Origin of the sequence: Pseudomonas sp. EA_5y_Pfl2_R50 (assembly GCF_963970475.1) — a bacterium.
Taxonomy (GTDB): Bacteria; Pseudomonadota; Gammaproteobacteria; order Pseudomonadales; family Pseudomonadaceae; genus Aquipseudomonas.
In genome coordinates this window covers 203,539-227,338 of the sequence record NZ_CAXAPT010000004.1, presented here as the reverse complement: position 1 = coordinate 227,338, position 23,800 = coordinate 203,539, and the positions used below count along the sequence as shown (strand labels likewise).

The 23,800-nt window shown below is 55.8% G+C and carries 18 protein-coding genes; 8 read left to right on the top strand and 10 right to left on the bottom strand.

The features are described from left to right. Window positions 1-43: 43 nt before the first annotated feature. Window positions 44-2,527 carry a DEAD/DEAH box helicase gene (locus tag AACY19_RS08995; protein ID WP_339449902.1) on the bottom strand — a complete coding sequence of 828 codons (2,484 nt, stop codon included), beginning with the start codon at window positions 2,525-2,527 and terminating at the stop codon, window positions 44-46. A 579-nt stretch (window positions 2,528-3,106) separates the two neighbouring features. Next, on the bottom strand, window positions 3,107-5,851 hold the full coding sequence (locus tag AACY19_RS08990) for a hypothetical protein (protein ID WP_339449901.1): 2,745 nt from the start codon (window positions 5,849-5,851) through the stop codon (window positions 3,107-3,109). Window positions 5,852-6,417: 566 nt separating this feature from the next. On the opposite strand from AACY19_RS08990, the gene AACY19_RS08985 reads away from it, so the two are divergent. Then, complete coding sequence (locus AACY19_RS08985; protein ID WP_339449900.1) at window positions 6,418-6,756, top strand: HopJ type III effector protein; 339 nt, start codon at window positions 6,418-6,420, stop codon at window positions 6,754-6,756. Between the two features lie 118 nt (window positions 6,757-6,874). Here AACY19_RS08985 and trxB read toward each other — a convergent pair whose 3' ends face one another. Continuing rightward, complete coding sequence (gene trxB, locus AACY19_RS08980) at window positions 6,875-7,837, bottom strand: thioredoxin-disulfide reductase (protein WP_339449899.1); 963 nt, start codon at window positions 7,835-7,837, stop codon at window positions 6,875-6,877. A gap of 311 nt (window positions 7,838-8,148) precedes the next feature. On the opposite strand from trxB, the gene cysZ reads away from it, so the two are divergent. Next, window positions 8,149-8,901: a sulfate transporter CysZ gene (cysZ, locus tag AACY19_RS08975; protein ID WP_159812166.1), complete on the top strand. Its 753-nt coding sequence runs from the start codon at window positions 8,149-8,151 to the stop codon at window positions 8,899-8,901. Between the two features lie 42 nt (window positions 8,902-8,943). Further along, window positions 8,944-10,143: a glycosyltransferase family 4 protein gene (locus AACY19_RS08970; RefSeq protein ID WP_339449898.1), complete on the top strand. Its 1,200-nt coding sequence runs from the start codon at window positions 8,944-8,946 to the stop codon at window positions 10,141-10,143. 111 nt (window positions 10,144-10,254) lie between these two features. Here AACY19_RS08970 and AACY19_RS08965 read toward each other — a convergent pair whose 3' ends face one another. The 3 genes from AACY19_RS08965 to AACY19_RS08955 all read right to left on the bottom strand — a co-directional run bounded on the left by AACY19_RS08965 (window position 10,255) and on the right by AACY19_RS08955 (window position 12,606). Continuing rightward, the gene (locus AACY19_RS08965; RefSeq protein WP_339449897.1) at window positions 10,255-11,358 is read right to left on the bottom strand and encodes an NADH:flavin oxidoreductase; all 1,104 of its coding nucleotides are present in this window, start codon (window positions 11,356-11,358) and stop codon (window positions 10,255-10,257) included. 156 nt (window positions 11,359-11,514) lie between these two features. Continuing rightward, window positions 11,515-11,997: a glutathione peroxidase gene (locus AACY19_RS08960; RefSeq protein WP_339449896.1), complete on the bottom strand. Its 483-nt coding sequence runs from the start codon at window positions 11,995-11,997 to the stop codon at window positions 11,515-11,517. 123 nt (window positions 11,998-12,120) lie between these two features. After that, window positions 12,121-12,606 carry an FKBP-type peptidyl-prolyl cis-trans isomerase gene (locus tag AACY19_RS08955; protein WP_095119463.1) on the bottom strand — a complete coding sequence of 162 codons (486 nt, stop codon included), beginning with the start codon at window positions 12,604-12,606 and terminating at the stop codon, window positions 12,121-12,123. Between AACY19_RS08955 and AACY19_RS08950 the strand changes: the two genes are divergently transcribed. Genes AACY19_RS08950 through AACY19_RS08940 form a run of 3 tightly spaced genes read left to right on the top strand, consistent with a single transcriptional unit; the run spans window position 12,575 to window position 15,967 of the window. Next, window positions 12,575-12,901 (top strand): DUF3565 domain-containing protein, encoded by a 327-nt coding sequence (locus AACY19_RS08950; protein WP_339449895.1) that lies wholly within the window; start codon window positions 12,575-12,577, stop codon window positions 12,899-12,901. The genes AACY19_RS08955 and AACY19_RS08950 overlap by 32 nt on opposite strands. Window positions 12,902-12,961: 60 nt before the next feature. After that, a complete protein-coding gene (gene pta, locus AACY19_RS08945; protein WP_339449894.1) occupies window positions 12,962-15,061 on the top strand; it encodes a phosphate acetyltransferase in 2,100 nt (699 codons plus the stop codon). Beyond that, window positions 15,062-15,967, top strand: coding sequence for an acyltransferase (locus tag AACY19_RS08940; RefSeq protein ID WP_339449893.1), 906 nt, complete (start codon window positions 15,062-15,064; stop codon window positions 15,965-15,967). It abuts the gene before it with no gap. A gap of 107 nt (window positions 15,968-16,074) precedes the next feature. Here the strand turns inward: AACY19_RS08940 and cysN are convergent, their stop codons facing one another. From cysN to AACY19_RS08920, 4 genes are all read right to left on the bottom strand, one after another. After that, window positions 16,075-17,973, bottom strand: a complete 1,899-nt coding sequence (gene cysN, locus AACY19_RS08935) for a sulfate adenylyltransferase subunit CysN (protein WP_339449892.1) — start codon at window positions 17,971-17,973, stop codon at window positions 16,075-16,077. 53 nt (window positions 17,974-18,026) lie between these two features. Continuing rightward, window positions 18,027-18,368: a four helix bundle protein gene (locus AACY19_RS08930; RefSeq protein WP_339449891.1), complete on the bottom strand. Its 342-nt coding sequence runs from the start codon at window positions 18,366-18,368 to the stop codon at window positions 18,027-18,029. 104 nt (window positions 18,369-18,472) lie between these two features. Then, window positions 18,473-19,390, bottom strand: a complete 918-nt coding sequence (gene cysD, locus AACY19_RS08925; RefSeq protein WP_007912374.1) for a sulfate adenylyltransferase subunit CysD — start codon at window positions 19,388-19,390, stop codon at window positions 18,473-18,475. A gap of 191 nt (window positions 19,391-19,581) precedes the next feature. Then, on the bottom strand, window positions 19,582-20,340 hold the full coding sequence (locus AACY19_RS08920; protein WP_339449890.1) for a Nif3-like dinuclear metal center hexameric protein: 759 nt from the start codon (window positions 20,338-20,340) through the stop codon (window positions 19,582-19,584). A gap of 103 nt (window positions 20,341-20,443) precedes the next feature. On the opposite strand from AACY19_RS08920, the gene algW reads away from it, so the two are divergent. Further along, window positions 20,444-21,601 (top strand): Do family serine endopeptidase AlgW, encoded by a 1,158-nt coding sequence (gene algW, locus AACY19_RS08915; RefSeq protein WP_339449889.1) that lies wholly within the window; start codon window positions 20,444-20,446, stop codon window positions 21,599-21,601. A gap of 88 nt (window positions 21,602-21,689) precedes the next feature. Continuing rightward, the gene (locus tag AACY19_RS08910) at window positions 21,690-23,795 is read left to right on the top strand and encodes a TonB-dependent siderophore receptor (RefSeq protein ID WP_339449888.1); all 2,106 of its coding nucleotides are present in this window, start codon (window positions 21,690-21,692) and stop codon (window positions 23,793-23,795) included. Window positions 23,796-23,800 lie beyond the last annotated feature (5 nt).

Genomic DNA, 23,800 nt, shown 5'->3' with positions numbered 1-23,800 from the left:
ATGACAAAACACCAAAAATCTAGCTGCGACCTGACTAAACTTATTATCTTGATGCGATGTACGCAGTAGTATAAAAAACCTGGAAATCGACAGACCTGAGCTTGAGCTGTAACAACTGGTTCCTTATTTGAGCTTCATCACTAATTAAGCCTTGCGAACATACGGACTTAATAAAATCCCGGACATTTTTTTTGAGAGCGTCCAACTTCTCAGCAGTCATGATTCTGGTAGTTGCTTTTGGGGATGCGGCATGCTCAAATTTTTTCGCAGGATGGATCATTATTGGAACATATGAAATACCTGCACCATACTTATTTTCAAACCACTCTCCCGAACCGTTCAATTGATTACAGTCGTGCTTATTTATAGTATCGGTTGTCGCGCCATTTTTGCATTCTATGACAAGATACTGGCTAGGACCTGTACGCCATAAGACGTCCGGCCCCCTGCCGGAGTCTGTCTCCGGACGTTGTGAAGTGAAGCCTATAAACCTAGCCAACTGTGAGAATGCAAGTTCAAAACGCGCCGCCGTCTCCGGCTCAAATCTAAGTTCCTCTAACATCCCATTAAGTTCGATTATTGGAATATTAGGGTTAGCAAAACTCTGGAGGTAATTCTTGCATTCTCTTGCCTGCTCAAGAAGCTCACCTTCTAGCTTGTGATAACCAATCCCATCAATAGGCTTCAATGTTCTCGGATTATCGTTCGCTGCGGAAAGCACAAGCTTTTGACTTTCAACCTGATCATAAAAATTCACATACTCTGCGGCTCTCAACTTCAAATAAGATCGCATTACTTTATTAGCAGACGGCAAGGAGTTTATTATCCCTTCCCCGATATCTCTTGAATTATTGGCCAATGCCTGATCATAGGCTTTGCGGAGTGCCATTGTTATAGGATCGGCATTGCTAGTAGGGGTTGCCGTAAGGCTTGTTAGCGCACCTTTGCTAGCGGAAACCCAGTTAGGATCTTGATTCAAACAATAGAGTAGAGTGTCCCAGATGGCTTTCAAATCAGCTTTGGCGATCTGACTAGCTACTTTCTCAGACAGGTCCAACTGAGCCTTGGTTCCAACGGAAAACTTCTGAACACCGGAGCTTGCATATAATTTACGAGTCAGGGTTTTGCCCATTAAAAGCACCGCACAATAATCGTCGTTTGAACGCACTCCTCGGCCCATGCCTTGTTCTACTCGTTGCGTGATTTGAGTGGATGAACGGTCAGTACCCAACAGAATCCCCTCTTCGACTTTATCAATCATGCGTCTCACGTCAGGAAGCCCATCAATAACAAGTAGCCTACAAGCATCATTGGGCAAGTCTATTCCGTCGTAACGATTGACTAGCACCGTTAGCCCGGCGGTAGTTTTTTTGAGTACTTTAATACCATCGTGGATGTTGCCTTTCTTCAATACTGAGTCCGCAACATCTTTCCAGTAGTTAGCACGGTGGTCCGACGGCACGATAATAACTACATTTACGTATTGTTTAGCATGAGCGCAAAGCTGTTTTATGTCATCATCTGACAGCTCAGGATTAATGACTTGCGGCATTAAAATCAGCCGATCACCTATGTCACCGAAAGAGTCAGGACATATCGCTTGGTACGCGCGACTGTCAGTAATTCCGAAGTGACTCGCTAGGACGCTGTCATCGGCTAGTGTTGCGGTCATGAATATCTTTCTCTCTGCATACTCAATGCTTGGGATTGAGTTGATTGGTATACAGTGAGGTGATATTTCAATCTTCGAACTACTAACGACGCAGCGAGATAGTTTTAGACTATCCTTTATTAGTGGCCACTTAAACTTAAGGTAGTCTTCACTTTTTTCTTGGATGAGCAGCCTGCTTATTTCACTGATATTACTCTGCCAACCCCAAAACGGTGCGAGCATTTGAATAGAAGGGTCGTAATTCTCCATCTCCAAAACACGAGGCTCACTCTGCTGCAATAGCGAGTTCCTCAACAGCTTATAAATTTCTTTATACGACTGGCTAGAGCTAGGTAGGGTGACGGTATATTGTTCTTCAATCGTATCTAAGCATGCATGTGCATCGTCGACAATTAAAGATCCAATCTGGATTCTAATTCCCTGGTCGCCTACTCCGAATGCTGACAGGCCATTGACGAGGGTATGAATATTCGCCACTAAGATCTCTTTCCCTTGCAGAAAGCCGTGTGAGTTATAGTCAGTAGTGGCCGACAACCCTAACGATCTAGCTTCTTGAACAACCTGCTCAACAAGGTAGTTGTCTGGAACGATGTAAACCGCTGGCCCCTTCCCTTCATTTAAGCAGCTTTTTAGGATTAGCAAACCAACTACGGTTTTACCACTCCCCGTATTCATTTTTATTACGAGATTACTCTCGGCTTTTCGATTATGCCATTGCTCCCAGACTTTAGACTGCACATCCCTTGGATATTGATATCTTCCTTTCTCTTTTCCTGGAAGAGAGTTGAAAATATCCCTCGGTTGTAATGCGGTATCGCTATTTTGGCCAGTTTGAAGCTTTGAAAAGTCGATCATCGGACGTATTCCCTGTCTGTAACTACCGTATTGGTTTTGCTACTGATCAAAAAACTGACGCAATAGCGATGATATCAAATCGCCAATCATGCTAACGCTATACCCCGTCCGAAGGAAAATTGCAACATCGCCAACTCATCGCTCTACTGCTAGCGGACTTTTAAGGAACCAAGCGCCAAGTCCTCCGTACCTTAGTCATTTTGAGGCGCCGACGGTGGGGCCAACATTTACGATGGAGGTTAGGATGCCTTTTTCTGCGATACTTGGCGCTACTGCTCTAGTTGACGAAATTAAGCTTGAGGCGCAGCTCGACTCACTACTTATGCTAGGACACATTGGACTGCTTCAGGAAACCTCTGAGAGAACACGATATTTTGATAACCTATATCAAAGAATTGTTTCGAAAAACTCTAATGGCAAACGACGAAGCCCCGGTATACAGGGGCATTCTGCTTGAATGCTTTATATGGAGATCTAAAACTATCCTTTAGATCGATTAGCTATAAAAATAAGCCATAGCGAGAGCTTACTGAAAAATACGGCCAAGTAGCCCACCCTGAGCCATCAACATTAAATAACTTAAAACACCAACTCATGTAGGAGAGTGGTGAATGCCTTTTCCTCCCATTTAGTCAGTACATCGTGAAACGCCTCACTCAATTGAGATCGAGGACTGCTAGAAGATCTATTAAAGTCCTTACCATACCCTTCTTCAATAGCTCTAGTTGCTTTTTGATCTACCAGGCGAATAAGTCGCGTCGTCACTGCGCGATCGGAAGCTTTATACTTAGTGCGATAATCGTTTGCAGACATCGCAGCTAAATACGAAAAATACCAGCAGCGGCTAACTGAACACTTTTCCAGAAGCAAACGGTAAACTGATCGCATGTCTTCAACAGGAGGCGGTTCAATCTGTCGCTCCTCGGCTTGAAACTCCAAAAACTGCACGCATTCTTCAACCGCGAGATCTCTAGCCAAAATGGAAAGTTGAGCCTTCCAAGTCTCTGGCCACTCATTCCGAGAAAGATTACGTATGTTTTTATAGAGATCCAATGTCGCTGAGTTGAACGTCCAAATAATTCGATGCAAATAGTAACGCGTTTGCTCAGTACTCACATCGAAAGCGCTATCCGGCGTGATATCAGCGATACCTAGGATTCTTTTATTCATTAAGCCGATAATCGCGTAGCGTAAACCCGCAGTAGGATCCATTGGCTTAGCAGTATTCCCAAATGGAGCAAGCCGCCAATTAACATGATCCATTTCACAGCCGCGCACTAATGCAACGAGGTAAACCGCTTCTATTAAAGAAAGATCTTCAGGTTCCAGACTGTCAGAAACCAACGTTGAAAATGAGCCTTTGGCAGATACCAACCGCTGCCGTTCCTGATGTTTCGTACGTTGCGCGATCAAACCTGAGAGCTGTCGATTGGCGATATCCAGCACGCGACGCCATGAATCTGAACCACCTTTTGCTTTTGCGGCGATACAGCTAACCAGGCTCTCAAGCTCCTGCAAAAGTTCTAGATCGCGATATACAATGGCGAGATTTCCAAGCGCTGAAGTATGGTCAGGATTGACTTTTATAGTCGATTCGTAGCGCTCACGTGCGCCCTCCAAAAGCCCCTCAACTTGGTGTACATAACCAGCATAGAAGAATGCAACATCTGACTCTGATTGCTCAAGAATTAGCTCGCATACCTCTAGAAGATTGGCGTGACACTTATGCTTAAGTAGATCGGCCCCAAAAAGCCCCACCAACCACTCAGCGACATTTGATCTATCTGCCTTCAAAAGATCAAGGACACTAGCCAGCAGCAAACCTAGGATTTCAAATGAAACATCAGAAAGCTCAAAACCATAATAAATCTCTGATGAATTTTCCTTCTTCAGCCAGTTGACATAAGTAATCAACGCATTGGAAAACTGCATTATGCGCAACGAATTATCTGGCTCTAGACTACCTAGCCATACATCCGAGATGTAAGTGAACAATCCAGGAGCATCAAATATATGAGCAAATGCCACTAACGTTTCTGCATTACCCTCCTGTTCATCACCTAATACAACAGCCTCCGCTGCTCTAATAAATGACCATTTATTAGACGCATCAGCCCCAATGCAAGACTCGATAAATCTTGTATAACGTTCAAGATCAAAATCGAGAGATTCCATTGACAGTGGATTGTCGAGAAGGAAGTCGGAAAATAAATCAGGGCATCCAGATCCTGTTTCAGGTTTCATACGAACAGAAATGAGTAGATTGACGATTGTAATGACTAACGAGGCATCACCACTTTCGCAGGCTAAAGCTAGCCGAAGTACGAGTACCGTCACATCTGTAAATCGTTGTTCTACGGTCCCGTCACTTTCGACGGTAGTAACACACCGATCACGGATGGCAGCTTCGACCTGGTCATTCAATCGCGTGCAGGCACGTGACAAGGTAGTATTATCACCTTGTTGAATGCGCTTCAGATCCAGATAGCTGTGTAGCAAGTCTAATTTATTCAATCCGACTCTGACCTGAGCCCCCGCCAACTCAGACGTGACCCATCGAGTTGCAGATTCCAAAATTTGGTCTATCGAGGAGTAGTCTTGCAGGTAGTACGCCGTGCGGTAAATCTCTTCGGCATACTCTCCATTCCACTTAGATGGAGTGTTTTCTCGCAAACCAGATAAAACGTTCAAATCAGAAACTTTAGCCAATCGACTTACGCGAGCATGCCAGAGGCGTATTACATAATAATTTGGGTACAATGACAAACCACGCTCAGCTACGGAGAGATGAAGTGTGGCGCTCTGATAGTAGGGAAACACGTCCTTATAAACATAAAAAACGAAAAAATCTGGTTCAGACTCCTGCAAGCACAGTTGCAGTAACGATGTCACTCTGGATAGAAGCTTGGATTTTTGAGCGGCTGATAAAGCTCCTTGCTCCATCCCGTGCAGCAAAGGTGCACCGAATCCTCCAATCTCAATCAACGCTAGGATAGCGAGTTCTCCGGATGTGTCCCCGCAATTCCGACTAGTTAACAACCCTTTCGCAATTGCGAAATTCCCAGTAATAGCAGCAGCCCAGCCAAATTTTGCTTTACAAACAGAGTTGGGACGCCGCACCTGGCCGTAGCTTGTAGCCGCCTGTGTAAACTCACCAGCCGCAAAATGACGATCTCCAACGCCTTCTGGCGTATTTTCATCATCAATAACGAGTATTTCTCGCCCCTCTCGCCAAGCAGCGATACATTGCGCCAACGTTTTCTGAGGTTCGTGCGTGCTTTTATCCATGACTTCCCTATTCCCCCCAGAGGGCAAATCGGTCATCTTACGACAACCTTTATTTGAAACTCCATGAAACGGTTATTCCAACAAGCTCCATCTCCGAAGCTGAAATACCGACAGAGAGCCATTCACAGCTTCGACGGAAGCGACCAATTTCAATCATATATTGATGACGCCAACCATGGTGCAAAACCGTCAAAGACTGACGTATAAATATATGTGGGTATCAAGTGCGCTAACTACCCCAAGGTTTGCATTCTTCCATTTTACATGTGAGGTTCGAAGACGTGTGGCCATAGGTTAGCGACGTCATCTCTAGGCGGCTATAGGGAATCCCCCGCCGCAGAGAAAGCATGCTCACCTGACGGTAATCATCGGCCTAGCCTGACCGGTTCAGGTCAGCCCGGTTTCGACCGGTTTTGGTTAAGATGCATCTCGGTTAAGTGCAGCGCAAATGCCTGGCCAGCTCGAATGCAAATGGACGGTCAAGTCCGTACAAATATCCGGCTTGCATGAGGTTCGAAATGACCTCAAAAAAGTTACTATCTATAAGTGCTTGAATACGCTTGTGAATATCACATGTAACAGTTAAGAAGGAACCATATTAGATGAGTGACCTGAACACCCTGCGCGCCAGCCTCAAGACTGGCGAACACGCTTTCGCCGACACCTTGGCGTTCATCGCCACCCGTTACGACTACCAGCCGCAGGCCTTCAACAACGGTGGCGTGGAAAACGCCGCCGGGCAGAACGAAGGCTCGTGCAAGACCCTGGGTCTGGCGCTGCTGGAAGGCTTGAGCGATGAAGAAGCGCTGCTGGCGTTCGGCGAGCATTACCGCTCGGTGGTGGCGACGCCTGAGGGCAGCGATCACGGCAACATCCGCGCGCTGATCAAGCATGGCCTGGCCGGTGTGAAGTTCGACACACAACCCCTGACCCGTCGCTGATGCCAAGCCCCCCCTGTAGGAGCGGGCTTGCCCGCTCCTACATTGGTTATGCAGGGGGAGCCAAAATCACGGGCACAAAAAAACCGGCCAAATCGGCCGGTTTTTTTATGTCTGCGATTTAGAACGAAGCGTTCTGCAGACCGTCCAGGTAACGCTCGGTGTCGAGTGCCGCCATGCAGCCTGCACCGGCCGAGGTGATGGCCTGACGGTAGACATGGTCAGCCACGTCACCGGCAGCGAAGATGCCTTCAACGCTGGTCGCCGTGGCATTGCCTTCACGGCCGCCGTGTACCACCAGATAACCGTCTTTGAGGGTCAGCTGACCTTCGAACAGCGAAGTGTTCGGGGTGTGGCCGATGGCGATGAACACGCCGTCGACGCTGATTTCGTCGAAGCTGCCGTCGTTGTTCTTCAGACGCGCACCGGTCACGCCCATGTTGTCGCCCAGGACTTCGTCGAGGTTGGCGTTCAACTTGAGGATGATCTTGCCTTCAGCAACGCGAGCGTTGAGCTTGTCGATCAGGATCTTCTCGGCGCGGAAGGTTTCGCGACGGTGGATCAGGGTCACGGTGCTGGCGATGTTGGCCAGATACAGTGCTTCTTCAACCGCAGTGTTGCCGCCGCCGACCACAGCCACTGGTTTGTTGCGGTAGAAGAAACCGTCGCAGGTCGCGCAGGCCGAAACGCCTTTGCCCATGAACGCTTCTTCCGACGGCAGGCCCAGGTAACGAGCGCTGGCACCGGTGGCGATGATCAGGGCGTCGCAGGTGTAGGTCGCGCTGTCGCCGGTCAGGGTGTAAGGCTTGGCAGCGAAATCCACGGCGTTGATGTGATCGAAGACGATCTCGGTTTCAAAACGCTCGGCGTGCTCGCGCATGCGTTCCATCAGTGCTGGACCCGTCAGGCCGTGCACATCGCCCGGCCAGTTGTCGACTTCGGTGGTGGTGGTCAGTTGACCGCCAGCTTGCATGCCGGTGATCAGCAGTGGCTTGAGGTTGGCACGGGCGGCATATACCGCTGCGCTGTAACCGGCAGGGCCGGAACCGAGAATAATCACTCGCGAATGACGGACTTCAGACATGACCTGCTCCTGTTGACCGGGCCGAAAACCTGGCGCGGAACGCCGGACTGCCGGCGGGAATAAAAAAGGACTGTGGATAACCTTGGGGAAGGCGTGAGCTCGACAGTCCTGTAAAAAGTTGGGTGCAGCGTATCGAGGGGGGCAAGATTAAGGAAATACGGTTTAACAATCCAGCTCATAGGTGGTCTCTATACGCAGACACTGACGAGATGGACGTCTTTGTTACAGTGAATGTCGATCGCTCTACCGCGCTTTCACAGCCGTTGCAAAGTCGGTAAGGTCGGCGCGTTTTCCCTTGCTCGGAGCACCTTATGCCCGCCCCTGTTCTGTCCGGCCCGCAATACCTGCGCGAAGGCCTGAAACTGGTCTTGAGCCCAGGCCTGCGCCTGTTCGTGTTGTTGCCGCTGGCGATCAACCTGGTGCTGTTCGTCGGTTTGATCTATCTGGCCGGCCACCAGTTCAGCCTGTGGGTCGATACGCTCATGCCATCGCTGCCCGAATGGCTGAGTTTCCTCAGCTACATCCTCTGGCCCTTGTTTGTGGTGTTGGTGGCGTTGATGGTGTTTTTCACTTTCACCATGCTCGCCAACGTGATCGCCGCACCGTTCAATGGCTTTCTTGCGGAGAAAGTCGAAGTGGTGGTGCGCGGCACCGACGATTTTCCGGCCTTCAGTTGGGGTGAACTGATCGAAATGGTTCCGCGCACCCTCGCTCGGGAAATGCGCAAACTCGGCTACTTCCTGCCCCGTGCCATCGGTCTGTTCATCCTCTCGTTCATTCCGGTGGTGAACATCATCGCGGCGCCACTGTGGTTGCTGTTCGGTGTGTGGATGATGGCGATTCAATACATCGACTACCCGGCGGACAACCACAAACTGGGCTGGAACGAGATGCTCGCCTGGCTGCGGCAGAAGCGCTGGCAGAGCATGAGTTTTGGCGGGATCGTCTACCTGGTGCTACTGATTCCGGTGGTCAACATCCTGATGATGCCGGCAGCTGTCGCTGGCGCGACGCTGTTCTGGGTGCGTGAGCGTGGTGCCGAGAATCTGGTAACGCAACGCTGACGGGGCGTCACAAATCCATCATCCGAACGTCACAACGACGACATGGCCTCAGCCGACACTGGGGTCATGACGACAGCTCTGCATATCACCCTGATCAGCGAAACCTTCCCACCGGAAATCAACGGCGTGGCCAACACCCTTGGCCGCTTGTGCGATGGCTTGCGCGCGCGCGGGCATCGTGTGGATCTGGTGCGCCCGCGCCAGGCCAGTGATCCGCAGCGCGCTGAAGATGATGCGCTGCTGCTGTGCCGGGGCTGGCCGTTGCCGGGCTATCCGGGGCTGCAATGGGGTCAGTCGTCGATGCACAAACTGCTGCGCCGCTGGAAACGTCAGCGCCCGGACGTGCTGTATATCGCCACCGAAGGGCCGCTGGGGCTGTCAGCGTTGCGTGCGGCGCGGCGTTTGGGGATTTCCGTGGTCAGCGGCTTTCACACCAATTTTCAGCAATACACCAGTCAATACGGCCTCGGTCTGCTGACGCGAATGCTCACGCATTATTTGCGCTGGTTTCACAATCGTTCGGCCATGACGCTGGTGCCGAGTGTCAGTCAGCGCCTGGAACTGGAGCGGCGGCATTTCGAGCGGTTGGCGTTGTTGTCGCGCGGTGTCGACAGCCAGTTGTTTCATCCGAGCAAACGCCTGAATGCCTTGCGTGAGCAATGGGGTCTGGGCGAGCGCGATATCGCCGTGATTCACGTAGGACGCCTCGCCCCGGAGAAAAATCTGGGTTTGCTCAAGCGTAGTTTCGACACCCTGCGCAGCAGTTATCCACAACGCAATCTGAAACTGATCGTGGTTGGCGACGGGCCGCAACGGCTGGCGCTGGAAAAGGAACTGCCCGAGGCAATTTTCTGCGGAGCCCAGCGCGGTGAAGCGCTGGCGGCGCACTATGCGTCCGGGGATCTGTTTGTGTTTCCGAGCCTGACCGAAACCTTCGGCAATGTGGTGCTCGAAGCGTTGGCTTCTGGCCTGGGCGTGGTGGCTTACGATCAGGCAGCCGCAGCGCAGCATATTCGTCATGGCTACAACGGCGTGCTGGCCATGCCGGGGGATGAGCAGGCGTTCTGCGAGGCGGCGGCGTGGTTGCTGGAGGAAGAGGAAACGTTGCGCTGTGTGCGCCTGAATGCGCGGCAGCATGCGAGTCGCCAGGGTTGGGCGGCGATCATCGAGCAGTTTGAAAGCCATTTGCGTGGGGCGTGTTTGGGAGAGTTGGTGGTGCCTGGGGTCCAGACGCTGCCTTAGAGAATTGTCGACGCTGATGCCACTTTCGCGAGCAAGCCCGCTCCTACATTTTGAAATTCATTCCAAATGTGGGAGCGGGCTTGCTCGCGAAAGGGCCCGTGATAGCGCCAATCAAACCAGCGACATCAACGCCTCACGGCTGAACGGCAGAATGTCCTGCTCACGCCCTTCGCGGACTTTCTGCGCCCAATCCGGATCGACCAGCAGCGCACGGCCCACGGCCACCAGATCGAACTCCTCGTTGTTCAGGCGTTCCAGCAGGTTCTCCAGGCTGGCCGGTTGCGCGACCTTGTCGGTGTTGACCATGAACTGCAGGAACTCGCCATCCAGGCCGACGCTGCCGACGGTGATCGTCGGTTTGCCGGTCAGCTTGCGGGTCCAGCCCGCCAGGTTCAGCTCGGAGCCGTCAAACTCCGGTTCCCAGAAACGTCGCGTCGAGCAGTGGAAAATGTCCACGCCGGCGTCAGACAACGGCTTGAGAAACTCGCCAAGCGCTTCCGGGGTTTGCACCAGACGTGCGGTGTAGTCCTGCTGTTTCCATTGGGAGAAACGAAAGATGATCGGGAATCCTTCGCCGACTGCCGCCCGCACCGCTTGAATCAGCTCAATGGCAAAACGCGAACGATTGGCCAGGCTGCCGCCGTATTCGTCGGTGCGCTGGTTGCTGCCTTCCCAGAAGAACTGGTCGATCAGGTAGCCGTGGGCGCCGTGGATTTCCACGCCATCCATGCCGATGCTTTGCGCATCCTTGGCCGCTTGGGCGAAGGCGGCAATCACGTCCTGAATGTCCTGTTTGGTCATGCCGTGCACCACGACCTGACCGTCCTTGAGTTTTTCCGACGGGCCATAACCCGGCACATTGGCGTCCGGCTCAGTGCCGATACGGCGCACACTGCCGACATGCCAGAGCTGAGGAACAATCTTGCCGCCTTCAGCGTGCACTGCGTCGACGACTTTTTTCCAGCCGGCCAAGGGTGCGTCACCAAAGAACTGCGGCACGTTCGGATAACCGTTGGAGGCAATGTGGCCGACAGTGGTGCCTTCGGTGATGATCAGGCCAACGCCGGCCGCCGCACGACGACGGTAGTACTCGATGACCTTCGAATTCGGTACGCCGCCCGGGGAAAACGAGCGGGTCATTGGCGCCATGACCACGCGGGTCGGCAGTTCGAGGGCACCGAGTTGGAACGGTTTGAACAAGGCTTGAACGGGCATCGAAAAACTCCACGAAAACGTTATCGACAGGCATAAAACCATATGACGGCGATAATATGCGTGAAGACTTCAGCGCGATAGCACTATTGATCTGAATGATTAAGGGTCAAAAGGCAGGCAAAAAAATCGCCGCCCGAAGGCGACGATTTTCGTATTTCAGCTCAGCGCTTTTTCAATCGCCTGAACAATGGCCGGATCATCCGGTGCCGTGCGCGGCGAAAACCGTGCAAGCACGCGACCGTCCTTGCCGAGCAGGAACTTCTCGAAGTTCCAGGTGATGTCACCGGGAAACTCCGCGCCCTCGCCCGCCAGCAGACGGTAGAGTTGATGCCGCTCGTGACCGTTGACTTCGAGCTTGCTCGACAATGGAAACGTCACGCCATAGTTGAGGCTGCAGAACTCTTGAATTTCCTTCTCGCTACCCGGCTCCTGGCCCGCAAACTGGTTGCACGGCAGGCCCAGCACACTGAAGCCTTTGTCTTTGAACTGCTGATGGAGCTTTTCCAGCGCTGCGTATTGGGTCGTCAGGCCGCATTTGGAGGCAACGTTGACCACCAGCACAACCTGGCCCTTGAAGGGTGCCAGCGGTAGCTCCTGACCATCCAGGGCTGTCAACTTAAGGTCGTGAAAAGCACTCATGACGAACTCCAAGATTCCCGTGTTCTACTCGAAACAGCCACTTGGCGAGACCACCAAGGACAGCCGCGGACTAAAAAGGCGCCCGCAGGCGCCTCTCCAGTACTCGAAGCTTAGCGCAGAAAATCAGTGGTGATGGCCACCTTCGCCATGGACGTGGCCATGAGCGACTTCTTCCTGGCTGGCGTCACGGATGTCAACGATCTTCACTTTGAAGTTCAGACGCTGACCGGCCAGTGGGTGGTTACCGTCGACAGTGACGTCGTCGCCGTCGAGGTCACGGATGGTGACGATCTGCATCTGGCCGTCCGGCGCCGAAGCGTGGAACTGCATGCCGACTTCCAGCTCGTCAACGCCTTCGAACATGCTGCGGCTCAGGGTGCTGACCAGTTCGGCAGCGTATTCGCCGTAAGCGTCTTCCGGTTCAACGGACACTTCCAGTTCGTCACCAACCGCTTTGCCTTCCAGAGCTTTTTCCAGGCCCGGGATGATGTTGCCTGCACCTTGCAGGTAGACCAGCGGAGCGCCGCCGGCGGAGCTGTCGATGACCTCACCAGCGTCGTTGGTCAGGGTATAGTCGATGGAGACAGCCTTATTGGCGGCGATCAGCATGGGGCGAGACCTTTTGCATAAGAATATAGAAAGACCAAGTTTAGCGAAGCAATCGCGCGAAAGCGAACACAACCCGGACAAACGGGTTTCGATGATCACCGGCTTCCATCGGGACGAAGACGGCCATTGGGTGGCCGAGCTTTCCTGTGGTCACACCCAGCACCTGCGCCACCAGCCGCCATGGCAATCGCGTGCGTGGGTGCTCGACGCGGCGCAACGTATTGAAAAAATAGGCCAACCCTTTGCCTGCGGTTGGTGCGCACAAGGCTCGGTTAGCGATAACCTTGGCGACTGAATTTCGGTAGGCCGTCACGTATAGATCGCCACCATTGCCATGCACCCTTAGAGAATTCGCATGCAAACTTTTTTTATCGCGCCCACCGATTTTGGCGTGGGTCTGACCTCCATCAGTCTCGGGCTGGTGCGCACTCTGGAGCGAGCCGGGCTGAAAGTCGGCTTCTTCAAACCGATCGCCCAGCCCCACCCGGGTGACACCGGCCCTGAGCGGTCCACCGAACTGGTGGCCCGCACCCACGGCCTGAAACCGCCGCAACCGCTGGGGCTGGCCCACGTCGAGCGAATGCTCGGCGACGGTCAGCTCGATGAGTTGCTCGAGGAAATCATCACCCTCTATCAGCAAGCCGCCGTCGGCAAAGACGTACTGGTCGTCGAAGGCATGGTGCCGACCCGCAGCGCCAGCTATGCCGCGCGGGTCAATCTGCACTTGGCAAAGAGCCTCGATGCCGAAGTCATACTGGTCTCGGCGCCGGAAAACGAAGTGCTTGCCGAACTGTCCGGCCGCGTCGAATTGCAGGCGCAATTGTTCGGTGGCCCGAAAGACCCGAAAGTCCTTGGCGTGATCCTCAACAAGGTCAAGACCGACGAAAGCATGGACGCCTTTGCCGCGCGTCTGAAGGAGCATTCGCCGTTGCTGCGCAGCGGAGATTTCCGCTTGCTCGGCTGCATTCCGTATCAGCCGGAACTCAACGCGCCACGCACCCGCGACGTTGCCGACCTGATGGGCGCTCAGGTGCTCAATGCCGGCGATTACGAAACCCGACGCATGACCAAAATCATTATTTGCGCGCGGACCATGCGCAACACCGTCGAGCTGCTCAAGCCGGGTGTGCTCGTGGTAACACCGGGTGATCGTGACGACATCATCCTCGCCGTCAGCCTCGCGGCGATCAACGGCGTGCCGCTGGCCGGGCTGTTGCTGACCAGCGATACCTTGCCCGATCCGCGCATCATGGATCTGTGCCGAGGCGCCTTGCAGGCCGGTTTGCCGGTGTTGTCGGTGAGCACCGGCTCCTACGACACCGCCAACCTGCTCAACGGTCTGAACAAGGAAATACCGATTGACGACCGCGAGCGCGCCGAGATCATCACCGATTTCGTCGCCAGCCACCTCGACGCCAAATGGCTGCATCAGCGCTGTGGTACCCCACGGGAAATGCGCCTGTCGCCTGCCGTGTTCCGCTATCAGTTGATCCAGCGCGCACAAGCGGCGAACAAACGCATCGTCCTGCCCGAAGGCAGCGAGCCGTTTACCGTGCAGGCGGCGGCAATCTGTCAGGAACGCGGGATCGCTCGTTGCGTGTTGCTGGCCAAACCCGCAGACGTCGAAGCCGTCGCCCGTGCTCAAGGCATCGTGTTGCCACCGGGCCTGGAAATTCTCGACCCGGATTCGATACGCGAGCGCTACGTCGAGCCGATGGTGGCCCTGCGCAAGACCAAAAGCCTCAACGCGCCGATGGCCGAGCAGCAACTGGAAGACACCGTGGTGATCGGCACCATGATGCTCGCGCTGGATGAAGTCGACGGCCTGGTGTCCGGTGTGATCAACACCACCGCCAACACCATCCGTCCGGCCCTGCAACTGATCAAGACGGCTCCTGGCTGCACGCTGGTGTCCTCGGTGTTCTTCATGCTGTTCCCGGAAGAAGTGCTGGTGTATGGCGACTGCGTGATGAACCCGCATCCGAGTGCCACCGAACTGGCCGAGATTGCCTTGCAAAGCGCCGATTCGGCAGCGGCGTTCGGCATCACTCCGCGTGTGGCGATGATCAGTTATTCCAGTGGCGAATCGGCCACCGGCGAAGAAGTCGAGAAAGTCCGCGAAGCCACCCTGCTCGCCCACGAACAACAGCACTCGCTGCTGATCGACGGTCCGCTGCAATACGACGCTGCGGCCAACGCCGAAGTCGCCCGGCAACTGGCGCCGAACAGTCAGGTGGCCGGCCGCGCTACGGTGTTCGTGTTCCCTGATCTGAACACCGGCAACACCACACACAAAGCCGTGCAACGCAGTGCCGATTGCGTCAGCCTCGGACCAATGCTGCAAGGCCTGCGCAAACCCGTGAACGATTTGCCACGCGGCGCGCAAGTCGACGACATCGTCTACACCATCGCCCTCACCGCGATTCAAGCCGCCAACCGACCTATGGATGTGTAAATGCTGGATTTTCTCCCTGCACCCATGCGCGGCGTGATCGCCTCGCTGCTGCTGGCACTCAATACGATTCTGCTGTGCTCGTTTCTGTTCTGTGTGGCGCTGATCAAAGTGCTGCCGTTCGACCTCGCCCGACGTGCCTCGCTGTGGCTGATGAGCCATACCCACGAAGCGTGGATCAGCAACAACAAGGGCTGGATGAACCTGGTGCGGCGCACCCGCTGGCACGTCAGCGGCCTGCAAGGTCTCGACTACAAACACTCGTACCTGATCACCAGCAACCACCAGAGCTGGGTGGATATTCTGGTGTTGCAATACGTGCTTAACCGTCGGATTCAGCCGCTGAAATTCTTCCTCAAGCAGGAGCTGATCTGGGTGCCGGTGATCGGTCTGGCGTGGTGGGCGCTGGGCTTTCCGTTCATGAAGCGCTACTCCAAGGCATACCTCGCCAAGCACCCGGAGAAGAAAGGCAAGGACCTCGAAACCACCCGCAAGACCTGCGCGAAGTTTCGCAACAACCCGGTGGGGATTTTCAACTTCGTCGAGGGCACGCGCTTCACCGAAGGCAAGCATGCGCAGCAGCAGTCGCCATTCAAATATTTGCTCAAGCCGAAGGCCGGTGGCATAGCCTTCGTGCTCGATGCGATGGGCGAACAACTTGAATCCATCGTCAACGTGACCATCCACTACCCGGCTGGCCGGCCAGGCTTCTGGGACTTGCTGTGCGGCAACGTGCGGGACGTGGTCGTGCACTTTGAAGAGCTTAAGATTCCTCCAGCATTCATTGGCAGGAATTACGATCAGGACGGCGAGTATCGCCTGCAGTTTCAGGGCTGGATCAATCAGCTGTGGCTGGACAAGGATGCGTTGCTCGACCAAATGCACCGCGAATACCCAACCAGACACTGATCCCCTGCCCGAGCGGGTTGGCCTGAATAAAAAAGCCCGCCGATGATCACTCATCGGCGGGCTTTTTCTTGCAGCTTGAAACTGGAAGCTTGTCGCTGCTTCAGTGCTTAGATCGCGCCGCGCTTGCGCAACAGTTCCAGCACTTGCTTGACGCTGTCTTCCAGACTGAGAGTCTGCGTGTCGATCACCAGATCGGCGTCCAAGGGTACGTCATAAGGGAATGAGTCGCCCGGGATGTTGTCGCCACCGGCGGCATACAAGCCTTGCGGATCACGTTCGGCGCACACCGCCGGCGAGGCCTGGACGTAGACCGTCAGCAGACGATCCTTGCCGATCAGATCCTTGGCCTGCTCACGCCCTTCGGCGCTTGGCGCCACGAACGCAGCCAGGGTCAACAGACCGGCTTCGTTGAACTGGCGTGCCACGTGCGCGGCACGACGCCAGTTTTCGGTGCGACCGGCGCGATCCTGCGGCAGACCTTTGTTGAGGTCCTGGCGCAGGTTCTGACCATCCAGCACAAACACCGCACGGCCCAGGTCGAACAGCTTGCGCTCGACCGCATAAGCCAGGGTGCTCTTGCCCGCGCCCGACAGGCCGCTGAACAGCACGGTGGCCGGTTGCTGGCCGAAACGCTGGGCGCGTTCTTCAGTGGCAACATGCGCCAGTTTGCCGTGATGCGTGGCGGTACCGTGGGTCACTGGCTGCGCGACGATCATGCCGGCACCCACGGTGCCATTGGTCAGGCGGTCGATGACGATGAATGCGCCAGTGGTGCGATTGCTTTCGTAACCGTCGAGGGCAATCGGCGCGTCGAGCGCGATCTTCACCTTGCCGATTTCGTTGAGCTGCAATGCGCTTGCCGGGCCTTCTTCCAGCGTGTTCACGTCGACCTTGTTGACGATGCTGGCAATGGAGCCCGGCACGTAACTGGTGGCGCGTTTGATGTCGTATTTCTTGCCCGGCAGCATCGGCTCTTCAGCCATCCACACCAGCATCGCTTCGAAGCTGTCGGTGACCGGCGGCACGTTGTCGGCATGCACCAGCAGGTCGCCACGGGAGATGTCGATTTCGTCTTCCATGGTCAGCGTCACCGCCTGACCCGGACCGGCGTGTTCCAGCTCACCTTCGAAGGTGACGATGGATTTCACGCGGCTGCTTTTGCCCGACGGCAGCACCACGACTTCGTCGCCCTTGTGCACGATGCCGCTGGCCAGGGTGCCGGCGAAACCGCGGAAGTTCAGGTTCGGACGGTTGACGTACTGCACCGGGAAACGCAGATCGGTGAAGTTGCGATCGCCCGCGACTTCCACGGTCTCGAGAATTTCCATCAGCGACTGGCCGGTGTACCACGGCGAGCGCTCGGACTTGTTCACCACGTTGTCGCCCTTGAGGGCAGACATCGGCACGAAGTGCATGCTGGTCGGCTTCATCTTCAAGCCTTCGGCGAACTTCAGGTAGTCAGCCTTGATCGACTCGAATACGCCTTCATCGAAACCCTTGAGGTCCATCTTGTTGATGGCGACAACGATGTGCTTGATGCCCAGCAACGAGGCGATGAAGCTGTGGCGACGGGTCTGGGTCTGCACGCCGTAACGGGCGTCGACCAGAATGATCGCCAGGTCACAGGTGGACGCACCGGTGGCCATGTTGCGCGTGTACTGCTCATGGCCGGGGGTGTCGGCAATGATGAATTTGCGTTTGGCGGTGGAGAAATAACGGTAAGCCACATCGATGGTGATGCCCTGCTCACGCTCGGCCTGCAGGCCGTCGACCAGCAACGCCAGGTCGATGTCGTCACCGGTGGTGCCGGATTTCTTCGAATCGCGAGTGATGGCTTCCAGATGATCTTCGTAGATCATTTTGGAGTCGTGCAGCAGGCGCCCGATCAGGGTGCTCTTGCCGTCATCGACGTTACCGCAGGTCAAAAAGCGCAGCAGCTCTTTACGTTCGTGCTGGCCCAGGTAGGCGAGGATGTCCTCGCTGATCAAATCAGATGCGTGGCTCATTGCATTCAAGCTCCGAGCTGTAAGCTTCAAGCGGCAAGCTTGTCGGCGTACAGCTAGTCAGAAATTTTGTTGATCAACCCGACCAGCATTCTAGAAAGCTCTCGGGTTTCCATAATCCAATTTTCAGCCAGCGGTTCTGCGATGTAAGCGATATCTCGGCCTATCAGGATTTGGGTTCGCAACTCTCCACAAGAAGCCTTCGCAATCCAAAGAAAGTGAACCTTTTCTTTGCAACTCCGACGCTCCATGCCTTCTGCAATATTGGAAGGCACTGACAGTGCAGTGCGGGTGATCTGATCCTTGAACCCAAAATCCCCGCATCGTGCAAACTCTCTAAAAATCCCCACCGCCAGACATTTGCTCCGCTGCCAAACAACCAGTTTCTCGAAATCCATTACGAGTCATCCGATTCCGGCTCGCAGCAACCGGCCGCAAGCGCCAAACCGCGAAGTTACGCATACCGCCTTTAACTTGCAGCTTGTCGCTTGTAACTCGAAGCCTAAAAGTAACCCTGACGTTTTTTGTCTTCCATCGAGCCTGCGCCATCGTGGTCGATGACTCGGCCCTGGCGCTCGGAAGTTCGCGTCAGGAGCATTTCCTGAATGATGTCCGTGAGGCTTTCGGCCTCGGACTCCACCGCGCCCGTCAACGGGTAGCAGCCCAGGGTACGGAAACGCACTTTCTTTTTGACGATGCGCGCTTTGTCTTCGTCGGACAGGTGCTCGAGGATGCGCTCGTCGTCGATCATGATCAGCGTGCCGTTCTTCTCGATCACTTCACGCTCGGCGGCGAAGTACAGCGGCACAATCGGGATGCCTTCGAGGTAGATGTACTGCCAGATGTCCAGCTCGGTCCAGTTCGACAACGGGAACACACGAATGGACTCGCCCTTGTTGACCTTGCCGTTGTAGACGTTCCACAGCTCCGGGCGCTGGTTTTTCGGGTCCCAGCGGTGCTTGCTGTCGCGGAACGAGTACACGCGCTCTTTGGCGCGGGATTTCTCTTCATCGCGACGGGCACCGCCGAAGGCTGCGTCGAAACCATGCTTGTCGAGTGCCTGCTTCAGGCCTTCGGTCTTCATGATGTCGGTGTGCTTGGCGCTGCCGTGGGTGAACGGGTTGATGTTCTGCGCCACGCCATCGGGGTTGATGTGGGTGATCAGGTCCAGGCCCAGTTCTTCGACCATCTTGTCGCGGAACTTGTACATTTCCTGGAATTTCCACCGGGTGTCGACGTGCATCACCGGAAACGGCAGTTTGCCCGGGAAGAACGCCTTGCGTGCCAGGTGCAGCATCACGGCGGAGTCTTTACCGATGGAGTACAGCATCACCGGGTTGTCGAACTCGGCGGCCACCTCGCGGATGATGTGGATGCTTTCCGCCTCCAGCTGTTTCAGATGCGTCAGTTTGTCGACCATGGCTACTCACGAAAACTTTCTTATGAACGGCCAGCGGGCCGTGTTCGAGCGAGGAATCCTAGCACAGCGGCCTACTTCTAATCAGGACGCCAACTAGAACGAAAGGGCATATGAATATGCCTCCTCGTTTGGGCTGAAACGCGACGACTGTGGGAGCAAGCCCCTCTCCCACACTGGATTAATGGTGAGCTTTAGATCGGATTGGGGATGTCGATGAAGATGTGTTCGACGGCAAAGCGTTTCGCCAGATAGTCGCCCAGCGCCTGCACACCGTAGCGTTCGGTGGCGTGATGGCCGGCGGCGATGAAGCTGATGTCGTTTTCGCGAGCGCTGTGGAAAGTCTGCTCGGACGCTTCACCGCTCAAATACAGATCGACGCCTGCAGCGACGGCTTGATCGATATAGCCTTGGCCACCGCCCGTGCACCAACCGACTCGCCGAATCATCGGGCTCCCCTCAATCAGTAACGGTTCGCGGCCCATGACGTCCTGCACCTTGCGGGCGAAATCGCGGGCGGTCATCGGCTCGTTCAACGAACCGACCAGGCCGACGATCTTGAGGTTTTCCGGGTCCAGCGGCCCCTCGACCGTGATATCCAGTTGCCGCGCCAGTTGCACGTTATTGCCAACATCCGCGTGTAGATCCAGCGGCAAATGGTAGGCGAGCAAACTGATGTCGTGCTTGAGCAAGGTCTTCAGCCGCCGCTGTTTCATGCCAGTGACGCACGGGTTTTCGCCCTTCCAGAAATAGCCGTGATGCACCAGCACCAGATCGGCTTCGGCCTCGACGGCGGCGTCGAGCAATGCCTGACTGGCAGTGACGCCACTGACGATGCGCGTCACCTGCGGACGGCCTTCGACCTGCAGGCCATTAGGGCAATAATCGGCAATTTTCGCACTGCTGAGGTAACGGTCGGCTTCTTCGACGAGGGTGCTGAGGGCAACGGCCATGAAAGACTCCTAAATATCCCGTTCAGAGGCGCGCGCGGCCTCGTATAATGCGCGACATTATGGGCGGTCTGACCCCGCCTGCAACTTTTCCAGGACGTGCTTAATGCTCAAGGCGCTGCGTTTTTTTGGCTGGCCGCTGTTGGCCGGTGTGCTTATCGCTCTGTTGATTATTCAGCGTTACCCGCAGTGGGTCGGGTTGCCGAGCCTCGACGTCAATCTGCAGCAGGCCCCGCAGACCACTAGCGTGCAGCAGGGGCCGGTGTCCTATGCCGATGCGGTGACCATCGCTGCGCCGTCTGTGGTCAACCTCTATACCACCAAGGTCATCGCCAAACCGGCGCATCCTTTGTTTGAAGATCCACAGTTCCGCCGCTTCTTTGGTGACAACTCGCCGAAGCAGAAGCGTATGGAATCGAGTCTCGGCTCCGGCGTGATCATGAGCCCGGAAGGCTACATTCTGACCAACAACCACGTCACCAGCGGCGCGGATCAGATCGTCGTGGCGCTCAAGGACGGTCGCGAAACCCTCGCCCGGGTCATCGGCAGCGACCCGGAAACGGATCTCGCCGTACTGAAGATTGATTTGAAAAACCTGCCGGCAATCACCGTCGGCCGCTCCGACAACATTCGCATCGGCGACGTTGCGCTGGCCATCGGCAACCCGTTCGGCGTCGGCCAGACCGTGACCATGGGCATCATCAGCGCCACCGGGCGTAACCAGTTGGGCCTGAACAACTACGAAGACTTCATCCAGACTGACGCGGCGATCAACCCGGGCAACTCCGGCGGCGCGCTGGTGGATGCCAATGGCAACCTGACCGGTATCAACACGGCGATCTTCTCCAAATCCGGCGGCTCGCAGGGCATCGGTTTTGCCATCCCGGTGAAACTGGCGATGGAGGTGATGAAGTCGATCATCGAGCACGGTCAGGTGATTCGTGGCTGGCTGGGCATTGAAGTGCAGCCGCTGACCCAGGAACTGGCGGAATCATTTGGTCTGTCCGGACGCCCGGGGATCGTCGTCGCGGGGATCTTCCGCGATGGCCCGGCACAGAAGGCCGGCCTGCAATTGGGCGATGTGATCCTGAGCATCGATGGCGAGCCGGCCGGTGATGGACGGCGCTCGATGAACCAGGTCGCGCGGATCAAACCGACTGACAAGGTGACCATCCAGGTCATGCGCAACGGCAAAGAACTGAAGCTGACCGCTGAAATCGGTCTGCGTCCGCCACCGGCGCCGGTGCAGGAAAAAGAAGAGTAAGACTTTTATCGCGCCAAGTGCGCGAATGAAAGACAATCTCAACGGGCATGTTATATTGTTTCAATTCTAGCAATTGGAACAACATAACATGTCGTCTCGAACAAAGGCCTCGCTGTTAGGCCTGACCCTCGGTTTGCTGGGCGATGCCGCCTTCGCAGAAGAGTCCCTGCCCCTTGAACTCGACGCCATCAGCGTCACTTCCGACTACGAATCCCCCACCGGCCCGGTCAACGGTTATCGCGCCACACGCTCTTCCAGCGCGACCAGAACCGACACCGCGATCCGTGATATCCCACAAGCGATCAGCGTGGTCCCCGCCAGCGTGCTCAAGGATCTGGGCAGCACCCGTGTCGAGCGCGCACTGGATTTCGCCGGCGGCGTATCGAAGCAGAACAACTTCGGCGGCCTGACGCTCTACGAATACAGCGTGCGCGGCTTCACCACCTCGGAGTTCTACAAGGACGGCTTCAGCGCCAATCGTGGTTACCCGAGCACACCGGACGCGGCCAACATCGAACGCATTGAAGTGCTCAAAGGCCCGGCGGCCAGCCTTTATGGCCGGGGCGATCCCGGCGGTACGGTGAACATCGTCACCAAGAAGCCGCAAGCCGACGCCTTCACCACCCTGCAAACCAGCGCCGGCAGCTGGGACCGTTATCGCACCGCGCTGGACGTCAACACGCCGCTTGATGATCAGGGTGATGTGCTCTCGCGAATCAACCTCGCGGTCGAGGACAACCACAGCTTTCGCGATCACGTCGACAGCCAGCGCGTGTTCGTCGCCCCCTCGATCAGTTGGCAACTGAACCCGGATACCTCGCTGCTGGTGGAAAGCGAGATTGTCCGCCACAACTCCACGTTTGATCGCGGCATCGTCGCGCCGAACAACAAATGGAGCGGTGTCTCGCGCTCGACTTTCCTCGGCGAACCCAACGACGGCAACATCGACAACCACAACAACCTGCTGCAGGCGACCCTCGAACATCACCTCAACGACAGCTGGAAACTGCGCCTGGCCAGCCATTACAAGGAAGGCAAACTCTGGGGTGACGCCTCCGAATCACGCCCGTTGAATGCCGACGGCCACACCGTCAACCGGCGCTATCGCGAGCGTGATACCCACTGGCATGACAGCATCACCCAACTGGAATTGCGCGGTCTGTTCGACCTCGGTCCATGGCAGCACGAACTGCTGATCGGCACCGAGTACGAAAACTTCCGCAAGAACGAACGCGTCACCACGATTGCTGGCGGTCCTTACGCCATCGACATCTACAACCCGGTTTATGGCCAGCCGAAACCCAACGGTGCACGTTCCGGTACCGACACCTTCGAACATGTCGAAAGCCATGCGTTGAACCTGCAGGATCAGATCGTCTTCACCGACAAACTGCGCGGAATGATCGGCGCCCGCTTCGAGCATTTCGATCAGCGCGTCGATGACCACAGTCGCAATGCCCGCAGCCGTCAAAGCCATGACGCCCTCACCCAGCGCGCCGGCCTGCTCTACCAACTGACGCCGAGCACCGGCCTGTTCGCCAACGCATCGACCTCGTTCAAACCGAACAACGGCCTCGACGCCTCAGGCAAATCTTTCGACCCCGAAGAAGGCGTCGGGTATGAAGTCGGCATCAAGAACGAGCTGTTCGACGAGCGCCTGAGCAGCACCCTCGCCTTCTTCCACATCGACAAGGAAAACGTCCTCGCCCTCGACCCGGCCACTGACACCAGTCGTGCGATGGGCAAGGCACGCAGCCAGGGCTTTGATCTGCAAGTGAGCGGACAAGTGACCGAGGCTCTGCGCGTGATCGGCGCGTTCGCCTGGATAGACGCTGAGGTGACCCAGGGCGACGCGGTGATCCCCACCGGCAGCCGCATCCTCGGCGTGGCCAAGCGCAGCGGCAGCCTGCTTGGGGTTTATGAGTTTCAGGAGGGTCATTGGCGCGGCTCGGACGTCGGCGCGGCGTTCACCTATGTCGGCGACCGCTCGGGTGAAGCCGGTAGCGATTTCGAGTTGCCGGCCTATCACACCGTCGACCTGCTCGCCCATTACAAGGCCAGCGACAACGTCACCGTGGGCCTGAACCTGAACAACCTCTTCGACGAAAAGTATTACGAGCGCTCCTACAGCAACTACTGGGTCAACCCCGGCGAGCCGCGCAACTTCACCGTCAGCCTGACACTCAACCTGTAAAAGGA